Origin of the sequence: Sinomicrobium weinanense (assembly GCF_018863395.1) — a bacterium.
In the GTDB taxonomy this organism is placed as follows: Bacteria; Bacteroidota; Bacteroidia; order Flavobacteriales; family Flavobacteriaceae; genus Sinomicrobium; species Sinomicrobium weinanense.
Genome location: NZ_JAHKRR010000003.1, coordinates 557,972 through 577,124, shown reverse-complemented (window position 1 = coordinate 577,124; position 19,153 = coordinate 557,972). Strand labels below are relative to the sequence as shown.

The window sequence follows — 19,153 nt, the reverse complement described above, 5'->3', positions numbered from 1 at the left end:
CGTGTAAACGTGAGGTCTAATTGTTTACGGTATTGTTAACGGTGACCTTGATCTGCTTGATACGTTTTTCATCCAGGGCTTCTATGACAAACGTAAAATTGTGGAAGTTTATTTTTTCCCGTACCCGGGGAAATTTACCGGCGATTTCCAGTACAAATCCTGCGATGGTCTCTGACTCCCCCTTTTTTTCTTCGAATATGTCCTCGTTTTCGAGCCGCAGCACCCGGTAAAAATCCTTCAGGGCGGTTTTGCCTTCGAAAACGTAGTTGTTTTCGTCCAGTTTGGAGAAAATAAGGTCTTCGTCGTCAAACTCATCGCTGATATCGCCGACAATTTCTTCGATGATATCTTCGAGTGTAACCAGGCCGGAGGTTCCTCCGTATTCGTCTACCACAATGGCCAGGTGCATTTTCATGTCCTGGAATTCCCTGAGGAGGTCGTCGAGTTTCTTGTTTTCGGGAACAAAATAGGCTTCTCTTTTCAGCTTGGCCCAGTTAAGGGTCTTTTTGTCGATATGGGGCAGGAGGTCTTTTACATAGAGTACTCCTGTAACATGGTCTACATTCTCTTTGAACACCGGTATTCGGGAATATCCGTTTTTGACGATCTCCCTGATCACGTCAGAGAATTTCAGGTCTTCGCTGAGCGCAAAGATATCGATGCGGGGGCACATCACCTGTTTCGTGTCGGTATTGCCAAAAGACACGATGCCTTCCAGGATCTTTTGTTCTTCCCTGGTGGTGTCCTCTTCGGAGGTGAGTTCCAGGGCGTGAGACAGCTGGTCTACCGAGAGATTGGTCTTTTGCCTTCCCAACTTGTCCTGAAGGTAAGAGGTCGATGCTTTCATGGGGATACTCAGCGGGGAGAGTACCTTGTCCAGGACAGCTAGGGGGTAGGCCATAAAATGAACGAACTTTATCCGGTTACGGCTGGCGTATATTTTGGGAAGGATCTCGCCGAAAAGAAGGATCAGGGCCGTGGCGGCCACAACTTCAATAAGAAACCTCAGGTCTATAAAGCCGAAGATCTTTTGGTGTATAGTGCCAAAAAAGGTATTGCCCAGGGAACTGAACAACAACACGATGGCAATGTTGATAAAATTATTGGCAACCAGTATGGTGGCCAACAGCTTTTTGGGTTTTTGAATAAGTCTTACAATAAGGTTGCCCCTCGTGGTTTTGGAGGCTTCTTCCTCGTTGATATCGGTCTGTGTCAGGGAAAAGAAGGCTACTTCCGCTCCCGAGATCAGTGCCGAGCAGATGAGCAATAGTATAAGCATAACAAATTTAAAAATACTTATACCTCCTATGTCGGAAAGAAATATTAAAAAACTCGAGGGTTCAGGGTCCAATCGCTGTGAATTTGGTTAAACTTACTTAAAACGGTAGATCGTCATCCTCTCCTGTATCCTGCGGAGGGGCGGGATCGTTCTTGGGAGCTCCGCTTTCCGGAGATGGGGAAGGAGCAGCCTGGGAATAGTTGCTGTCACTATTTTCCCTTTTCTCGGACAGGAAGGTGAAATCCGTGACCTGGATCTCGGTAGAATATCTGGTATTGCCGTCTTCTCCCTGCCACTGTCTTGTTTTTATGCGTCCTTCAACATATATTTTATCTCCTTTGCTCAGGTATTTTTCGCAAATTTCGGCGGCTTTGTTCCGGACCACTATATTGTGCCATTCGGTATTGGTTACCCGTTCACCGGTTTGCCTGTTTACATAGGTCTCATTGGTGGCCAGGGGGAACCGCCCCAGGGAATTTCCTCCTTCAAAATAATGCATTTTTACATCATCTCCCAAATGCCCGATCAGCATTACTTTGTTCAGTGTTCCGCTCATGATTATATTCTGTTATTGGTCTTTGTTGTTCGTTTAATCGTATTGATGATATGGTTTTCCGCTGCGCTGAAAATGTCCTGTTGTTTTTGCTTAGGGGCAATTTATTCATACGCAACCAGGAAGTTTCACGCTTTTTGGAAAACCCCCGTGTTTTTCATTAAAACGATCGCAGTTTATTACCCAAAAATACTAAAAATTAGCTGTTTTCTCCTGCAAAAGGGTCAAAATTCATATTCCCGTACAAAGTTAGCAATTAAAACGGGCACGGGATATGCTTTGACCTCCGCCTTGGGAATGCCTCCTTTTATATGGTCTTCGAGGGTCACGGTCCAGAAGGTGGTATGTATGTGCTGGTGAGACAGTTTGTGGATCACGGCTTCTTTGTTGTAGCGCGAAAGTTCAAAAGGGTTTTTTCCGACCAGTTTCCGGAATTCCGGATGCTGTATAATATCTTTTTCTTCCAGGATCTTGTCTGATTCGATCAGGGGAAACTCATACAGGTGTTGCCATATGTCCTTTTTCTTTCTTTGAAAGAGCAGGGTTTCCTGTTCGTTCTGGACAATGAGGTAGTTAAAATACCGATGTTTCAGCCTGGTGTTTTTTATCTTTACCGGCAATTGGTCCACGAGCTGGTCTCTTAAGGCCACACAGCTTGAGTTCAGCGGGCATTCGGAACATTTTGGCGATTTTGGCCTGCACTGTATCGAGCCGAATTCCATGATGCCCTGGTTAAATGCTGCGGGTTTGTCCCTGTCTATAAGCTCGCCGGCCAGTTGCTTGAAATACTTAATGCCTTTTGTGGAGTTAATAGGCGTGTCCACACCGAAAAAACGCGCCAGGACCCTGTACACATTGCCGTCGACTACCGGTGCAGCCTCGTTGAAGGAGATGGAAGCTATGGCGCTGGCCGTATAGTCGCCGACACCTTTTAACTTAAGGAGCTCCTTGTATGTAGATGGAAATTGTCCGTTGCGTTCAAAGGCGATCTCTTTGGCTGTGTAGTGGAGATTCCTGGCCCTGGAATAATAGCCCAGCCCCTGCCATAACTTCAATATCTCCTCTTCCGGCGCATGGGCCAGGTCAAAGACTGTGGGATAGGCTTTTTCGAATTTCAGGTAATAAGGCAAACCCTGATCTACCCGGGTTTGCTGCAACATGATCTCTGACAGCCATATTCTGTATGGGTCTGTGGTCTTGCGCCACGGTAGTTCGCGTTTGTTTTGATGATACCAATCTGTAATTATCTCTGAAAAAGTCATGTTTTCGAATAAAAATCAAAAGTATAAAGTTTATATGGTTAAATTTTAATTAATTAGGGTTTAAATTTTGAGTAATTAATTTATATATTTGCAACCCCTAAAATTAATATAGTTAATAAAACATAATAAAAATGACGAAAGCAGACATCGTAGCTAAGATTTCAGAAAAACTTGGCATGGAAAAAGGAGATGTACAGGCCACAGTAGAATCTTTCATGGACGAGGTAAAAACTTCATTGGAAAGTGGAGATAATGTTTATTTGCGGGGTTTTGGCAGCTTTATAATTAAAACCAGAGCTGAAAAAACAGGTAGAAACATTTCTAAGAACACTACCATAAAGATCCCGGCCCACAATATTCCCGCGTTCAAGCCTGCAAAAGTTTTTGTTGAGGGAGTGAAAACCAACGTGGAAGTTAAATAACATATTAATCTAATTTTACAGACTATGCCGAGTGGTAAAAAAAGAAAAAGACATAAGGTAGCTACGCATAAACGCAAAAAAAGGGCTAGGGCTAACCGACATAAAAAGAAAAAATAAGATAGAGACACACAACTCGCCCCGATATTTTCGGGGGTCGTGTGTCTCCGTCGTTTTGCTTTAAAAAACTAACAACGTTCATTGAAATAGAGACTTTATCCGAGACAGATAAAGTTTCGCCGGGTTTATTAGCCTGTCGTAAAAGGCAGGAAAACCTGTGAAAATTATTGTTTAATCCTTTCATCTGCCTGCCTTTATGGTATGGGAGATGGACATAAAATCATTCAGAGTGAATAAGGAGTTAATCGTAAGATCTGGTTCCTCTGACGTTGATTTTGCCTTGTTAAAGGATGGAAAACTTATAGAATTACATAAAGAAGAAGATAGCAGTGATTTTGCTGTTGGCGATATTATGCTGGCCAAGATCAGAAAGCCTGTTTCCGGGCTTAATGCCGCTTTTGTAAACGTAGGGTATGAGAAGGATGCTTTTTTGCATTATCACGATCTTGGCCCCAAGTTACCTTCTTTGTTGAAATTCATAAAACGTGTAAGCACAGGTAAATTAAAAGACTTTTCATTAAAAGACTTCCCATTTGAGCAGGATATAGACAAGAATGGAAGCATAGTCAATGTGCTTAAATCCAATCAGTCTATATTGGTACAAATTGTAAAGGAGCCTATTTCCACCAAAGGCCCCAGGATCAGTTCCGAGCTTTCCATAGCAGGAAGATACCTGGTGCTGGTCCCCTTTTCCGATCGTATTTCGGTTTCACAGAAAATCGAGAGCAAAGAAGAAAAGGACCGTTTGAAAAGACTCGTGCAAAGCATCAGGCCCAAGGGCTTTGGTGTTATAGTTCGTACCGTTGCTGAAGGCAAAAAAGTCGCAGAACTGGATAAAGATTTACACAACCTATACCTTAGATGGATAGCGATGTGTAAAAAAATCCACAAAGCGGGACACCCGTCCAAAGTATTGAGTGAAATGAATCGCGCAGCGTCTATTTTAAGAGACGTATTTAACGATTCATTTACCGGAATTTACGTGGACGATGAAACGCTTTACTATCAAATTAAAGATTACGTGCATGAAATTGCACCAGAAAAAGAATCTATCGTGAAATTGTATGAATCCCGTGTTCCCCTATTTGAAAAATACGGGATTGAAAGACAAATTAAGACTTCTTTCGGAAAAACCGTTTCCATGAGCAAGGGCGCCTATCTGGTTATAGAACATACCGAGGCCCTGCATGTGATAGACGTGAATAGTGGTAACCGGTCTAACAAAGCCAAATCCCAGGAAGATACGGCGCTGGAGGTAAACCTCATAGCAGCCAGTGAAATAGCAAGGCAACTGAGGTTGCGGGATATGGGCGGAATTATTGTTGTGGACTTTATAGACATGACAAAACAGGAAAACCGCAGAAAACTCTATGATCATTTCAGAGAGGAAATGAAAGAAGACAGGGCCAAGCACAAAATCTTACCCCCCAGTAAATTTGGCCTTATACAAATCACGAGGCAGAGAGTGAGACCGGAAATGAATATCAAAACAAGGGAAGAGAACCCCAACGGTAACGGGGAAATAGAGGCCCCCATAGTTATAATAGATAAGATCTCTGCCGATCTTGAAAAAGTTATACAAAGTAAAAGCTACAAGAACGGAATAGTGCTTAACGTACACCCGTTCATTGCGGCCTATTTAACCAAAGGATTTCCATCCATCCGTTCTAAGTGGTTCTTAGAACATCAGAAATGGGTAAAGATATTACCAAGAGACGCTTACACGTATTTGGAATACCGATTTAAAGATAAAAAGGGAACTATTTTATCTTAATCATTAAAAAATGAACACCTTGTTCCTGTCCTCAACCGGATAGAGGCAAGGTGTTTTTTTATGGGCTCATGTTATAAATAAAACAAGCCGAAGATAATCTTTATAACAAAGATGTTTTTATTTTTGATCTGCATTTAGTTTTTTCACATCGATGAACAAACAAACCTATACCCTCGACCAGGCCAAGCGAAAACTGGAGCATTTCTGCGCTTACCGGGAGCGTTGCCATAAAGAAGTGGTGGCAAAACTCCGCGAAATGCGTATGATCCCCCTGGCTGTGGATGCGGTGGTTGTACACCTAATTGAACATGACTTTTTAAACGAAGAGCGCTTTGCCAGGAGCTTTGCCAGGGGAAAATTCCGCCAGAAAAAATGGGGTAAACAACGCATTGTAAGAGAACTGGAAGCCAGGGATATTACAACGCCAAACATCCGGGCGGCGCTGAAGGAGATCGACGAAAACGATTATCTCGATACCTTCCACGAGATCGCAGAAAAACGATGGCTGCAGATCAGCGACGGCCTTCCTTCCGGAAAAAAAAGTACCGGAACCCTTTCCCGGGGCAGAAAAAAACTGGCCGATTACCTGCTGTACAGAGGGTGGGAAAGTCATCTGGTCTATGAAAAAGTAAACGAACTGACCCGTTAGCTCTTATGTTTTGCTCCGCAAAAACACCCGAACGAATGTTCTTGTACTGGGTTAACCCTTTTTTGAATGCCTCCGGTAACAATATAACCTAAACTGTGATACCGAGTTCCCTGTGGGTCCTTGTTACCGCCTGTTCGTTCTTGTAGTCTATCCAGGCCTGTCCTTTGCGTTTGCGCATAAAATTATCAAAGTGGCGCATGATCAGCACATTGTATGCCGCTTTGGCAAGGTTCATCGGGTGTCTCGGAAATGCCCGCAGGCTCATGGAAAAACCGGGAGTGAGATATTTCATATAATGCCAGTAACCTTCCGGCATATAGAGCATTTCACCGTGTTCCAGGTTGGCAATATAGCCTTTGGCGTGCTTCAGGGCAGGCCATTTTTCGTAATCAGGGTGATCAAAATCGATGTCTTCGCGCGATATCAGTGAATGCGGAATTTTATACAGGTATTTCGACTGGTCCGGCGGAAGGATAATACACTGCTTTTTTCCGTGAAAGTGAAAGTGCAGTATGTTGGAATAATCAATGTCGAAATGCATGAAAACCTTACTGTTCTCCCCACCGAAAAAGAGCATGGGAAGCTGTTTTACCAGCTTTAATCCGATCTCAGGCCATTTGAAATCCTCCTGCAGGGAAGGCACCTCCTTCATCAGGTTGTAGAGAAATATCCTGTAATTGGTAGGCTCTGTTTCCAGGAGTTTGATATATTCACTCATCTTCATTTTGGCATGCGGTTCGTTAAAACCGTCCTCATGGCTCACAGGCCGGTTGTCATACAACGGAACGATCCGGTCTCCTGCAATTTTGTCGATATAACTGAGGTGCCATTTGTCATAAGCTCCCCAGTCCCTGGTGAGTTCTTGGATAACCACAGGCTTTTGGAGCTTTACAAACCGGGCTAAAAAGTCCTCTTTAGTGATATTCTTTACACGAGGGATCTCCTGCAGTTGCATAGATAAAGTACATTGATTTTTAACCGGGCAAAGTTAAAGAATTGTTTCAAAATTGTTTCTTAAAATTTCATTTAAGTGGCAGGTCTTGCATGCCGGATGTAAGAAACCATGACTTTTCGCAAATTTGTTTTGTATGAAATAACTGTAAAAATTCTGATAGTGAATGGCTATATCGAAAGCAGAATAAAACCCCCACTTTTTTCCCGTTGCGTTCAGGGGTACGGCAGTTGTTTTAAGAAAAGACACATGCTTAGTAAGGTAATAACATTGTAATGTAGGGATAATTCTTCCTAAAAAAATATTAACAAAACCTTTAATTTTTGTTAAAAAATTATATATTTGGGAATCTTTATTACTAACTAAAGCAAATTTTTATGAGAAAAGTAAGTTTTGCCATGGCCGTTTTTGGCCTGATGATGCTGTCCTGCGACCGGGATCCGGATGCGGAAGTTACACCACAAGAAGCTGTCAACGCCGAACAGGAAGTTGATATGAGCGACTTTTATGTTTATGCCGAAGAGGACGATCTTGCTGCCCGGCCGGAAGCGGGTGGTAAGAGCTGTTATTCCATGGAGATGCTGAAAAAGCAACTGGACAAAGACCCCGGACTCTACCAGCGAATGTATGATGTTGAAAAGAACCTGAGGACCTTTATCGCATCCAAAAAGCCCGACGGTACAGGTAATGGCAACGGTAACGGAAACGGTAATGGCGGAGGTGGAAATGACGGTGGCGACGATCCGGTTGATGACGGGCTGGGCACTATAACCATACCTGTGGTGGTGCATGTGATCTACAATAGCTCAGATGAAAATATCAGTGATGCCCAGATCAATTCCCAGATACAGGTGCTTAACAATGATTTTAACGCGTCTAATAGCGATATTAACCAGGTACCTGCTGAATTTGAAGGTGTAATTGCAAATTCCGATATTCAGTTTACCCTGGCGGATGTCATCCGAAAATCTTCTACCAGGACTTCGTGGGGCACCAATAACGACATGAAGCATTCTTCAGAGGGAGGTTCGGATGCCATTGACCCTTCGACATACCTGAATATCTGGGTGTGTAATATTGGTGGCGGCATTCTGGGATATGCCCAGTTCCCGGGAGGAAGCCCGGATACAGACGGTGTGGTAATATCTCCCCAGTACTTCGGTTCACAGGGATATGTACAGGCTCCATTTAACAAAGGAAGAACTGCTACCCACGAGGTAGGTCACTGGCTTAACCTTCGCCACATATGGGGTGACGGCAGGTGCAACCGGGACGATTTTGTGGCCGATACCCCGACTTCGGACCGTCCCAACTACGGGTGTCCTTCTTACCCTACCGCGCACTGCCGCTCTAATGATATGACTATGAACTTTATGGACTATGTAGACGATGCGTGTATGCAGATGTTCTCCGAAGGCCAGAAAGCCAGGATGCGGGCTATTTTTGCTTCGGGTGGTGCACGGGATAGTTTTGTGCAATAGAAAATTTTAAAATATTCCTAAAGGCACCATTTTTGGTGCCTTTTTTGTATACCTTTATATAAAATTATCAAAAATTCCCGGTGATTGATCTTCGAACATATAGAGGAATGATCAACTTTTAACTGAATATCAATCAGACAGGAGGCCGAATACGAATGAGGGATGTATGCATCCGTCACCTGTCATCAGTCTTCCGTCCAAAATACACATATGAAAATATTGTTTGCCATACTCCTGTTTGCCGTGGCGGGCAGGGAATGCGAGAACCGTGCTGCCCTGCAAAATACGGGGCAAAAAGAAAACATTAGTTTTCAATACAAGGCCCTGTCCAGGGGATCTTTTTACGAGGTGGTCATAAGCCCGGAAACCATAAGCGTTCAGAAAAGCAGGGACAAAGCAGCTAAAACCCTAGCAAAGATGGACGATAAAGACTGGCAGGACCTGCTGGCAGTGCTGGATAAAATAGATGTTACCCAAATCAGGGAGCTCAAGGCTCCTACGGACAAGAGGCTTTACGACGGGGCGGCCCATGCCGAACTGATCATCACCAGGGAAGGTAAAGCGTACAGGACTTCCGGTTTTGATCACGGCTATCCCCCGGAAGAGGTCGAACCATTGGTTAAAACTATACTGGCATTGGCAGAAACTGTTGAAAAGCAATAATACTTGTCGTATTTTTGCATAAAAATTGCAATATGACCATTAACAAGATCCAGGAAGAAATAATTGCAGAGTTTTCCATGTTTGACGATTGGATGCAGCGCTATGAATATATGATAGAGCTCGGTAAGACTCTTCCCCTGATCGATGAAAAATACAAGACAGACGATAATCTCATCAAAGGATGCCAGAGCAAGGTGTGGGTGCATGCCGAATTGCAGGAAGACAAATTGTGTTTTACCGCAGATAGTGATGCCATAATAACCAAGGGTATCATTGCCATCCTGGTCAGGACTTTTTCCAACCAGGCCCCGAAAGATATTATCGATGCCGATACGGGCTTTATCGATGAAATAGGATTGAAAGAACACCTTTCGCCTACCCGTGCCAACGGATTGGTGAATATGATAAAGCAACTGAAGATGTATGCCATAGCATATCAAACGCAGTTAAACTGAGAGGATAAAAAAGGGCGCTAAGGCATGAAGTGAAAAGAAACACGGATATGCAATTCTTTGTGCCCTTGTGCCTTCGTGGCAACAAAACCTAAAAATAAAATTTTTGAAAATGAGTACAGAAACAACCATAGATACTACCGAACTCGGAGAAAAGATCGTCAAAGTTTTGAAAACGATCTACGATCCCGAGATCCCGGTGGATGTATACGAACTGGGGCTTATCTATGACGTTTTCGTCAACGAAGACTATGACGTGAAAATACTGATGACCCTCACCACACCCAATTGTCCCGTGGCAGAAACCCTGCCGGTGGAAGTCGAAGAAAAGGTGAAATCCATTGACTCTATAAAAGATGTGGAAGTAGAGATCACCTTCGATCCACCCTGGAGCCAGGACCTGATGAGCGAAGAAGCCAAGCTGGAACTCGGGCTATTGTAAAAACGTGAGCCGGACCTTATGCCCGGCCCGGGCAGAAAACCGAGATCAACCAAAAACTCCAAGACTCCCAAACTCCCAAGTAAAATGGCCGAAGAGATCGTAAATCGTATAGCGCAAAGCAAACTGGTAACCATAGATCCCGGGGACTACTATCCCGAAGGGAAAAGGATTTTACTGGATATAAAAGAATGGCTGTACGAAGGCTTCATCCTCAGGGAAAAGGATTTCCGGCAGTCCCTGAAGAACCATGACTGGAGCCGCTACCAGGATGCTTATGTGGCACTCACCTGCTCTTCCGATGCTATTATTCCCGCCTGGGCATTTATGCTGGTAACCACCTATTTAACACCCGTGAGCAAAAAAGTGGTGGCAGGCGATATGGAAAGTCTCGAAACCGCTGTTTACCGGGATGCCCTGCTGAAAGTAGACTTCTCATCTTTTAAAGACCTCCCCGTCATTGTAAAAGGCTGTGCCGATAAACCCGTGCCCCGAAACGCATATATCATGCTGGTAGAACACCTTCAAAAAGTGGCGAAAAGCGTGATGTATGGAGAGGCATGCTCTTCCGTTCCGTTATTTAAACGATAAAATCATACACTTTATCCCTGTTTTGTGTTAAAAAACTTCTTATTTTTGTCAGAACAAAGCGTCCGAATTACGTTTGCGGGCTTTAAAAATTAAAAATAAGGAGATGAGAAAAATTGTATTCGCACTGGCCTTTGCGCTTTGTGCAGTGGCAGTGAATGCCCAGGTAATGGATGAAGATTCATTTAACAAGGCACAGGACACTACAAGACAGGAAGGCTGGGTCCGTGGCGGAACCGTTACCTTTTTATTGAACCAGTCGGCATTTTCTAACTGGCTTGCCGGGGGAGAGAACAACGTTGCAGGAAACCTGAGTTTGAATTACGATTTTAATTATACCAAAGGAGACTGGACCTGGGACAACAAGATCATTGCCAGTTACGGCCTTACCAAGATCAAGGACGAAAATACCAGGAAAACGGACGACAGGCTGGAATTTAACTCTCTCGTAGGTAAAAAAGCCACAGGCTACTGGAGCTACTCTTTCTTTGCCAATTTCCGGACACAGTTTACGGACGGATATGACTACGCAAATGATATGAACGAAGATTTTGCCACTTCGGGATTCTTTAAACCGGCATATGTGACCTTCGGCCCAGGTATGTTGTGGAAAAAGAACGATAACCTGAAGTTCAACCTCGCACCGGTTACGTCTAAAATGACATTCCTCACCGGCGAAGTCTTTACCTATGACAAGGATACCGAAACCTTTGTTTCAAGTGATGACATAGAGACCTTCGGAATTGATCCCGGGGAGAGCTTCCGTTATGAACTCGGTTTCTACGCCGCAGGGTATTACAAATTCAACATCATGGAGAATGTATCGGCTGAGAATATCCTGAGCCTGTATTCCAACTACCTGGAAGACCCGCAGAATGTAGACCTGGACTATACGCTGAATCTTGTGATGAAGATCAACGACTACCTTTCTACCAATCTTACCTTCCAGACCATATATGACGACAATGCCTACCAGGGATTCCAGATCAGGGAGGTATTCGGCCTTGGAGTGAATTTCGGATTTTAAGAGAAAAAACAGTTGTCGGTTGCCAGTTGCCGGTTTCAAAACTGGCAACCGGCCAACCCGCAACCGGCAACTGGACTATAATTCATCTACATATTCCGGGTACAGGAAATTGTTGTAGGGAAAGCGGGTCACATGGATCTTTCGCACCTCTTCGTAGACCTTTTTGCGGAACTCCGAGAGGTTTTCCCTGTTCAGGGCAGAGATAAACAAGGCCTGCCCGTTCATCCGGTTCATCCAGGTGTGTTTCCAATCGTCAATAGTAAAGTGTTTTTCCGACCTTTCGGTGGCCAGGTCATCCGGGGCTATGGTCTCATAAGTATATTGATCGATCTTGTTAAATATCATCAGTGTCGGCTTGTCGGCCGTATCTATTTCCGAGAGTATTTTTTTTACGGAAGCAATATGTTCCTCAAAATTGGGATGTGAAATATCCACCACGTGAAGCAGCAGATCGGCTTCCCTTACCTCGTCCAGCGTACTCTTGAACGATTCCACCAGTTGAGTGGGCAATTTTCGTATAAAACCAACCGTATCGCTCAGGAGGAACGGGAGGTTGCCGATAACGACCTTCCGCACCGTGGTGTCCAGCGTTGCAAAGAGCTTGTTTTCGGCAAATACATCGCTTTTACTGATCACATTCATCAACGTTGATTTCCCCACATTGGTATAGCCCACCAGTGCAACCCTGACCAGTGCGCCACGGTTTCCGCGCTGGGTGGCCATTTGCTTGTCTATGGTTTCCAGCTTCTTTTTCAGCAGGGCAATGCGGTCGCGGACAATACGGCGGTCAGTCTCGATCTCAGTCTCCCCGGGGCCCCTCATACCGATACCACCACGCTGCCTTTCCAGGTGCGTCCACAATCCGGCCAGGCGGGGCAACAGGTATTCGTATTGTGCCAGTTCCACTTGCGTACGGGCATAGGACGTCTGGGCCCGTTGGGCAAAAATATCCAGGATAAGACTCGTCCGATCCAGGATCTTGCAGCGAAGTATTTTCTCGATATTCTTTTGCTGGGCGGGCGAAAGCTCGTCGTCAAAGACTACCGTGCCTATTTCGTGTTCTTTTACATAGGCTGCAACTTCGTCCATCTTTCCCCGGCCGATAAAGGTCTTCGGGTTAGGAGTGTCTATCTTTTGCGTAAAACGCTTCATCACTTCTCCTCCCGCTGTATAAGAAAGAAATTCCAGCTCATCCAGGTATTCGTTAGACTTCTTCTCATCCTGCTCCTGGTTTATTACACCAATGAGCACTACTTTTTCATAATCCAGTGTCTTTTTTTCAAGCATAAAATTATAATCTACAATAAACCATTGTTATGGTGTAACTTTCCTGATGAATATTCCCCGTGACCACAAACCGAAAGTAACAAAATGTATATGTGGGGATTAATGTATTACAAAGGTACACAATTCCGCCTTTTCCAGGGGCTTGTTGATTTCATTTATAATTCCGGAAATTGATTAATGTCTGGTCGGTTTTATGGTTTGTGTTCAAAGCGGAAGGTGGTTTCCCATTAGCGGTGAACTGCAATATTCCGTTTTATAAAGTAAATAACGGAGTCATTTCCTGCCTGCTTAGTTTGGGAAAACTTTTTTATATTTAGATTGCTTTTAATCAATAGGATACGATTTTAAGAATACTCCTGACATACAGTTGTCTTAAGCATCTTATTATTTTGTATAAAAATTATGGAAGCGGATGTTTTTACGCTGTTTAGCTCGGATTTCTACCAGGTATTGGATTTTAAATGCAGGTGTACTGACTGTAAAACTTCAAAGCCTGAGTATACCGATGCCTTTTCAATAAGTTTTGTCAGAAAGGGAAATTTTCTTTTTAATGTTTTCCGGCACAGTTATGATTCCCATACAGGATGTATTTTATTGACAAAACCAGGATATGAACATACGGTAGCCCACATACATCATATCCCTGACGAATGTACGATCATTGAATTTAAAGCAGATTTCTATAAAAGTATCAAGAAACATTACAGCCATGCCTTTTTTGCAGATAACGACTTGCATTCATTACAAATAAGTACAACCCCCGAAACCGAATTTCTTCATTTTCAGCTTATGCGCCTTTTATTTTCCAGGAACTATGGCAAACTGCAGCTCGACGGTATAGTGCTCGATATCATAGAAAAGACATTGGGAGCCATTGCAGAACCCCGAAATGAAAAAAAGATCAGTGCGAGGTTAAAAAAGAACCATTTAATTACTATCGAACAGGCCAAAGCATTTATTATAGAAGAATTTGACAATGATATTTCTTTAATTGATATTGCGGACGAATGTTGTATAAGTCCCTTTCATTTCAGCAGGATATTTAAAACCTTTACTTCCTGTTCACCGTATCAGTTCCTGCTTTCCGTAAGGCTTAAAAATGCAGAAATGCTGTTAAAAACATCAGCCAGCCCCATTGCAGATGTGGCCTACGTATCTGGTTTTAACAGCGTTGAACATTTTACGGCTTCTTTTACGGCCAGATACAGCCTTTCCCCGGGCAGATTCCGCGAACAGTACGTTTAAAAAACACGGAAAATAAAAGAGCAAGAATCCTAAAGCCTTCTCTTTTAAGGTGGCCTAGTTTTGTTCAATACTAAAAAAACACATCATGAAAGAACAAATTTTAAAAACACTGGAAACTTCCGGAAAATACACCTTAAAGGTAGCCGGGACAATGCCCGATAGCGGGTATTCCTTTAAACCCGAAGGTGCAGGGTGGAATTTTGCCGAACTACTTGCCCATATAGGCTACGGCATGTACTGGTGGACAGACAATTTTATCCTGTCCAGGCCGACCGAATGGGACCAGCCGGAAGACAAAAGAAACAAGGCAGACCTTATGAACTATCTCAAAGAGGCGTATACCTATGTGGAAGAATCCATAAAAAGCGTTTCGCTTAATGATGATAGTGTCCATGGATTTTTTGCTACGATTGACCACATTACACATCACAGGGGGCAGGCAGTCATTTTTTTGAGATGCCAAAATATTGTGCCTCCCGAATACACTTTCTAATCCGGTATTTTATATATGAAAGCATACTATATTATTAGTTACGATATTTTGGATGGTGAAGGATATCCCGAATATGTGGAAGCCGTAGTAAACCTGCTTCCAAAATATGGAGCAGAAGTTCTGGTGTCTGATTTAAATGCAACACCAATTGAAGGAGAGGCCAAAGATGTAAATGCCATTGTGGTCTTTCCTTCTAGGGAACAGGCTTTGGCCTGCTATCATTCGGAAGAATACCGGCAGATAAAGAAGATCCGGATAAAAACTACCCGAAATGGTCAATTTATTTTAGCGGTAGGCTAATGATTAAATGGCAGCACAGTATAGACACCTGGCCATTACCCGGCCGGGTGTTTTTGTAAATAAAAAGGCGTTGTAAATCATTCGTTTTAAATTCCTGGCTTATTATTGTTACTTTTACTCCTTATGAACATATCCGTACCTTATGTTTTTTAAGAAAAAATCTGCTACCAACCTTTATACCGTTGGCTTTTACAATATCGAAAACCTGTTCGACCTCCGCAACGATCCGGATACCCTGGATGACGATTTTACACCGGAAGGCGCTTTGCACTGGACCAAAAAAAGATACCGGAAAAAGTTGTACAAACTGGGAAAAGCAATATCCGGTATTGGCTACAAAACGAGTCAGAGAGCACCCGTACTGATAGGTCTTGCCGAAGTGGAGAACAAGCAGGTTGTGGAAGCACTGCTGGAGTCGCGTCACCTGAAAAACAAGGGATACGACCTGGTGCATTACGACTCTCCCGATGAAAGAGGGATAGATACCGCCCTGATCTACCAGCCCCGCCATTTTAAGGTGGTCTCTTCCGAAGCCGTACCGCTGCTGATTGATAATACAAACGGCCAGCGCGATTATACCCGCGATATACTCCACGTTACCGGACTGCTTAACGATCAGCGCATTCACCTGCTGGTCAACCACTGGCCTTCCCGGAGGGACGGGGAAGAAGACACGGCATATAAACGTATTGCAGCGGCCGGATTGGTACATGAGATCATGGATAGGGTAAGGCAGGAAGAAGAAGCGCCCACATTTATCATCATGGGAGATTTTAACGATAATCCGTTTTCCAAAAGTATCAAAGAACACCTGTTGTCTCCGGACCTGTACAACCCTATGGAAAAATTACATACTCACGACAGGGGGAGTGCCAACTACAATTTTAAATGGAACCTGTTTGACCAGATATTGTTTTCCCGCGACTTTTTTGAAGAAAAAAAGGGTACTCACAGCTTTGCCCATGCCGATGTTTTTGACAAGCGCTTTTTAAAGGAATGGAGCGGCAGGTTTAAGGGAACCCCTTTTCGCACCTATGCAGGGCGGAGGTACTTTGGTGGGTATAGCGATCACTTTCCGGTGTACATACAGTTAAAATTAAACGTGTAAGACAGCATCTTCCGGAAGGATGTCCTCTCCCCGGAACCGCAGAAATACCTGTGCCGTAGCCACCACATCCTTTTCACAATACGTAACGATCTTATCGATGTCCTTGTTTTCATAAAATACATCCCTGACCTGGCTGCCGTCAATGTCATCCTTGGGAGAAGGGACGCCGAGGATGTTGGTGAGGAGTTTCAGGGAAGTATAGTGTTTGTAATCCCCGAACTTCCACAGTTCCATAGTGTCTAAGTGAGGCACTTCCCAGGGTTTTTTGCCGAAGAGGTTTAATTTATAAGGGATCTGTATGCCGTGGATAACCATGCGGCGGGCAATGTAAGGAAAATCGAATTCCTTGCCGTTGTGTGCACATAAAAGATGATGCGGCTGGCTGAAATGCCCTTCCAGCAGGTTCTTGAATTCGGTAAGGAGCTTTTTCTCTTCCCCGTAAAAAGAGGTAGTGCGGAATTGTTGTTCATTCCCCCTGTTGGTAAAGTAGCCCACAGAGATACATATGATCTTTCCGAACTCGGCCCAGATACCTGCCCGGTCGTAAAATTCTTCCGGGGAGAACTCGTCTTTTCTCTGGTAGGCTGTTTTTTGTGCCCAGAGTTCCTGTTGTTCCTCCGTCAGCAAGCCGAAATCTTCCTTCAGGGGAACAGTCTCAATGTCCAGGAAAAGGATATTTTCTATGGGTAATTTTTGCAGCATAATTTAGTTTCAGGAAATAACCGTGATGATCTCGTAATGATTTGACTGACTGCAAAATACAAATTATCTTTTATTCCGCCCTCTGGAAACCGGGTAATTTTATATGCTTTTCCCGCTTCCGGTCAATCGTTATTGATGATCTCAATTGCTTTTTCCAGGACTTCGTCCCTCCCTTCTTTTATTCCCTGAATGGTAGGTAAAACCTCTACATCCGGAACAATACCTGCCTGTTGAGTCTCCGTGCCGTCCGGATAGTATATGCCTATACCGGAGATAGCAGATCGTAAACCGCCGGGCAGGTTAATGGAAGATACATTGCCATCAGCTCCGGCCGTGGTACTCCCTACGATAGTAACATTGTCCCCTGCCCTGAATGCCATGGCTGTGTATTCTGACTGGCTCAGGGAATTTTCATTGACGAGGACCACTACTTTTCCCTTAAAGGTTTTCTTTTTAGGTGGAATTTTATTGGTTCTGGTAAAGGTAAACTCTCCCGGGTTGTTGTAATTAGCTGCGGTGATCTTTACAAATGGAGAAAGACGGGAGGTAAAGAAAGACCCCAGGGTAAACGGAACAAAAGTTTTCGGATAATTTCGTATATCTACAATAATCCCCCTGGCGTTCATAAATTCTTTTTTTATCTTTTTAATGTCTTTTTGTTTAATGCTTTTCAAAGTGATATAACCTATATTTCCATCTAAAAACTTATAACTTTTATCTGCTTCACCGCGTCTGTACCAGGATGTTATATTAAGCGAATCGCTGTGGTATAGTTTCAGGGTTTTAGACAGTTCTTCCCGATCTCTTATATAATTTATCTGTATGGTGCTTTTATTTGAGCGTAAAAGGTCCCGGGACATACCGAGTAATTGTGAAGTATAGTTGGAAGCCGGGTAATAAGGTAGCTTTTCTTCAATCAGCGTAGTTACGGGCTTGCCGTTTATTTTGGTAATTACATCGCCTTTTTCCAATCCTGTCCGGTCTTTGAATTTAGGGTTATAGTAGTCAATGACTGTCAGCTTGTTTTCGATGAACCGGGTCACTACCGGAGCACGAAGCGCTCCCTTCCACTCCCGAATGGCATTATTCTGACCGTATAAATTAGCATGAGTGTCTTGTATGTCCCCAATGATTCGCAGGGTGGCCAGTTCATATTCCAGTTCATTTTTGGCATGGATAAATTTTGGGATATATGTCTTTAGGGTCTTATTCCAGTCTTTACTTATCAAATGTTTATAAGGGAAGTAGTACTGGATCATATTCCAATACCGGTATAATGCCAGTAACCTGAAGCCTTCATCCGGGTAAAACATTTGGGAGTAGAGATTTTCATGCCTAAATTCCGGGTTCCCTGACCCGGGGGCACTGCTTATGTAGTAGTGCTTTCCCTGATGCCGGTTTTGTTGTATGTAATGTAGTTTGTCTTTTAGTCTTGGAGACAAGCCGCTGTGATCGATCCAGGCCAGGTCCGGTTTCAAAAATGCATCTTCTGAAGTCGCCTGGCAGGTGTTGCAGATTTCGACAGAACCGTATTTTTCTATCCAGGCGTATAGGGTATCATCTCTTTCCTTATCGGTGGAAGCACGTAGGTATTCGGGCAGTATCCGGAACAATTCGTAATCCCAGTTGTAGTTTCTCGCACCGATCTCTGGATGATAATATTTTAAAAAGCCCCATATCTTTCCGAGCAGATCGAGATTGCTGATCATTTTATCGTTGAGTTCCGGGAATTTTATGCGGGAACCCTGATCAAATTCACGATCCTTTTCTGCAGGGGAAAGTTTTTTTAGAGGAGCTTTTTCGATCAGTTTTCCATTTATGGAAACTTGGAGGTCGTCTATCCACATTTTTCCTTTTCCCACCAAAAGGCCCCCGAAGACTATTTCCCGGGCTTCATCGGGCTTGAGATCAAGGGTGATCTCGTATTTTTTCCAGTCCGTTGTTCCCGTGATCCCCCTGTTTTGCATATTGTCGAATGAAACCCTGGGGTCTATGCGCATCCATAGACCTGCATAGCCGTCTGTGACATTTTCCGTTTTTATATAACCGGAGAGCTTTATTTTTTTACCCTTGTATTTTGCGGGAATATCATAGGCCCACGCTTTAAATTCGGGATGATCTCCATGGTATTCTATAACAGCCGCATTCTTACCATGCTCCGAAATGGTACTATCTACAAAGGCATCATAATTCTCATTTCCAAAGAGCTTCCAGCCCATGGGTGTTTCCCCTTCAATGTCTTCAAAGCTGAAATTGAAATCCTGGGATTGTCCGTAAATACAATAATGTGCGAAGAATAGAATAAAAATGTAATGATTTTTCATAATGGCGTGGGTTTTTCTTCCATTAAAGGAAGAGCA

At 43.7% G+C, this 19,153-nt stretch carries 20 protein-coding genes; 13 read left to right on the top strand and 7 right to left on the bottom strand.

Annotated features, from left to right (window positions below):
* Positions 1–16: 16 nt before the first annotated feature.
* The 3 genes from KN811_RS12045 to mutY form a co-directional block, all read right to left on the bottom strand.
* The gene (locus KN811_RS12045) at positions 17–1,351 is read right to left on the bottom strand and encodes a gliding motility-associated protein GldE (protein WP_247716474.1); all 1,335 of its coding nucleotides are present in this window, start codon (positions 1,349–1,351) and stop codon (positions 17–19) included.
* A gap of 25 nt (positions 1,352–1,376) precedes the next feature.
* The gene (locus KN811_RS12040) at positions 1,377–1,835 is read right to left on the bottom strand and encodes a single-stranded DNA-binding protein (protein WP_187963808.1); all 459 of its coding nucleotides are present in this window, start codon (positions 1,833–1,835) and stop codon (positions 1,377–1,379) included.
* A 221-nt stretch (positions 1,836–2,056) separates the two neighbouring features.
* Positions 2,057–3,094: an A/G-specific adenine glycosylase gene (gene mutY, locus KN811_RS12035; RefSeq protein ID WP_187963807.1), complete on the bottom strand. Its 1,038-nt coding sequence runs from the start codon at positions 3,092–3,094 to the stop codon at positions 2,057–2,059.
* Positions 3,095–3,225: 131 nt separating this feature from the next.
* On the opposite strand from mutY, the gene KN811_RS12030 reads away from it, so the two are divergent.
* The 3 genes from KN811_RS12030 to KN811_RS12020 all read left to right on the top strand — a co-directional run bounded on the left by KN811_RS12030 (position 3,226) and on the right by KN811_RS12020 (position 6,056).
* A complete protein-coding gene (locus tag KN811_RS12030) occupies positions 3,226–3,516 on the top strand; it encodes an HU family DNA-binding protein (RefSeq protein ID WP_187963806.1) in 291 nt (96 codons plus the stop codon).
* 346 nt (positions 3,517–3,862) lie between these two features.
* Positions 3,863–5,407, top strand: a complete 1,545-nt coding sequence (locus KN811_RS12025; protein ID WP_187963805.1) for an Rne/Rng family ribonuclease — start codon at positions 3,863–3,865, stop codon at positions 5,405–5,407.
* Positions 5,408–5,558: 151 nt separating this feature from the next.
* Positions 5,559–6,056: a regulatory protein RecX gene (locus KN811_RS12020; protein WP_187963804.1), complete on the top strand. Its 498-nt coding sequence runs from the start codon at positions 5,559–5,561 to the stop codon at positions 6,054–6,056.
* An 88-nt stretch (positions 6,057–6,144) separates the two neighbouring features.
* On the opposite strand, the gene KN811_RS12015 is transcribed toward KN811_RS12020, so the two are convergent.
* On the bottom strand, positions 6,145–7,011 hold the full coding sequence (locus tag KN811_RS12015) for a cupin-like domain-containing protein (protein WP_187963803.1): 867 nt from the start codon (positions 7,009–7,011) through the stop codon (positions 6,145–6,147).
* A 374-nt stretch (positions 7,012–7,385) separates the two neighbouring features.
* Between KN811_RS12015 and KN811_RS12010 the strand changes: the two genes are divergently transcribed.
* The 6 genes from KN811_RS12010 to KN811_RS11985 all read left to right on the top strand — a co-directional run bounded on the left by KN811_RS12010 (position 7,386) and on the right by KN811_RS11985 (position 11,658).
* The gene (locus KN811_RS12010) at positions 7,386–8,489 is read left to right on the top strand and encodes a zinc metalloprotease (RefSeq protein ID WP_187963802.1); all 1,104 of its coding nucleotides are present in this window, start codon (positions 7,386–7,388) and stop codon (positions 8,487–8,489) included.
* Positions 8,490–8,699: 210 nt separating this feature from the next.
* Positions 8,700–9,152, top strand: coding sequence for a hypothetical protein (locus KN811_RS12005; RefSeq protein WP_187963801.1), 453 nt, complete (start codon positions 8,700–8,702; stop codon positions 9,150–9,152).
* A 32-nt stretch (positions 9,153–9,184) separates the two neighbouring features.
* The gene (locus tag KN811_RS12000; protein ID WP_187963800.1) at positions 9,185–9,607 is read left to right on the top strand and encodes a SufE family protein; all 423 of its coding nucleotides are present in this window, start codon (positions 9,185–9,187) and stop codon (positions 9,605–9,607) included.
* Positions 9,608–9,716: 109 nt separating this feature from the next.
* A complete protein-coding gene (locus KN811_RS11995; protein ID WP_187963799.1) occupies positions 9,717–10,046 on the top strand; it encodes a DUF59 domain-containing protein in 330 nt (109 codons plus the stop codon).
* A gap of 84 nt (positions 10,047–10,130) precedes the next feature.
* The gene (locus KN811_RS11990) at positions 10,131–10,634 is read left to right on the top strand and encodes a DUF2480 family protein (RefSeq protein ID WP_187963798.1); all 504 of its coding nucleotides are present in this window, start codon (positions 10,131–10,133) and stop codon (positions 10,632–10,634) included.
* 103 nt (positions 10,635–10,737) lie between these two features.
* Positions 10,738–11,658 (top strand): DUF3078 domain-containing protein, encoded by a 921-nt coding sequence (locus KN811_RS11985; protein WP_187963797.1) that lies wholly within the window; start codon positions 10,738–10,740, stop codon positions 11,656–11,658.
* 75 nt (positions 11,659–11,733) lie between these two features.
* On the opposite strand, the gene hflX is transcribed toward KN811_RS11985, so the two are convergent.
* Positions 11,734–12,945, bottom strand: a complete 1,212-nt coding sequence (hflX, locus tag KN811_RS11980) for a GTPase HflX (protein WP_187963796.1) — start codon at positions 12,943–12,945, stop codon at positions 11,734–11,736.
* A gap of 594 nt (positions 12,946–13,539) precedes the next feature.
* Between hflX and KN811_RS11975 the strand changes: the two genes are divergently transcribed.
* The 4 genes from KN811_RS11975 to KN811_RS11960 all read left to right on the top strand — a co-directional run bounded on the left by KN811_RS11975 (position 13,540) and on the right by KN811_RS11960 (position 16,091).
* A complete protein-coding gene (locus tag KN811_RS11975) occupies positions 13,540–14,190 on the top strand; it encodes a helix-turn-helix transcriptional regulator (RefSeq protein WP_216334828.1) in 651 nt (216 codons plus the stop codon).
* A gap of 85 nt (positions 14,191–14,275) precedes the next feature.
* On the top strand, positions 14,276–14,683 hold the full coding sequence (locus KN811_RS11970) for a DinB family protein (protein ID WP_187963794.1): 408 nt from the start codon (positions 14,276–14,278) through the stop codon (positions 14,681–14,683).
* A gap of 15 nt (positions 14,684–14,698) precedes the next feature.
* Complete coding sequence (locus KN811_RS11965) at positions 14,699–14,983, top strand: DUF1330 domain-containing protein (RefSeq protein ID WP_187963793.1); 285 nt, start codon at positions 14,699–14,701, stop codon at positions 14,981–14,983.
* A 142-nt stretch (positions 14,984–15,125) separates the two neighbouring features.
* A complete protein-coding gene (locus KN811_RS11960; protein ID WP_187963792.1) occupies positions 15,126–16,091 on the top strand; it encodes an endonuclease/exonuclease/phosphatase family protein in 966 nt (321 codons plus the stop codon).
* Here KN811_RS11960 and KN811_RS11955 read toward each other — a convergent pair.
* Both KN811_RS11955 and KN811_RS11950 read right to left on the bottom strand, forming a co-directional pair.
* Positions 16,080–16,793, bottom strand: coding sequence for a 3'-5' exonuclease (locus KN811_RS11955; protein ID WP_187963791.1), 714 nt, complete (start codon positions 16,791–16,793; stop codon positions 16,080–16,082). The genes KN811_RS11960 and KN811_RS11955 overlap by 12 nt on opposite strands.
* A gap of 122 nt (positions 16,794–16,915) precedes the next feature.
* Positions 16,916–19,117 (bottom strand): S41 family peptidase, encoded by a 2,202-nt coding sequence (locus KN811_RS11950; protein WP_187963790.1) that lies wholly within the window; start codon positions 19,115–19,117, stop codon positions 16,916–16,918.
* Positions 19,118–19,153 lie beyond the last annotated feature (36 nt).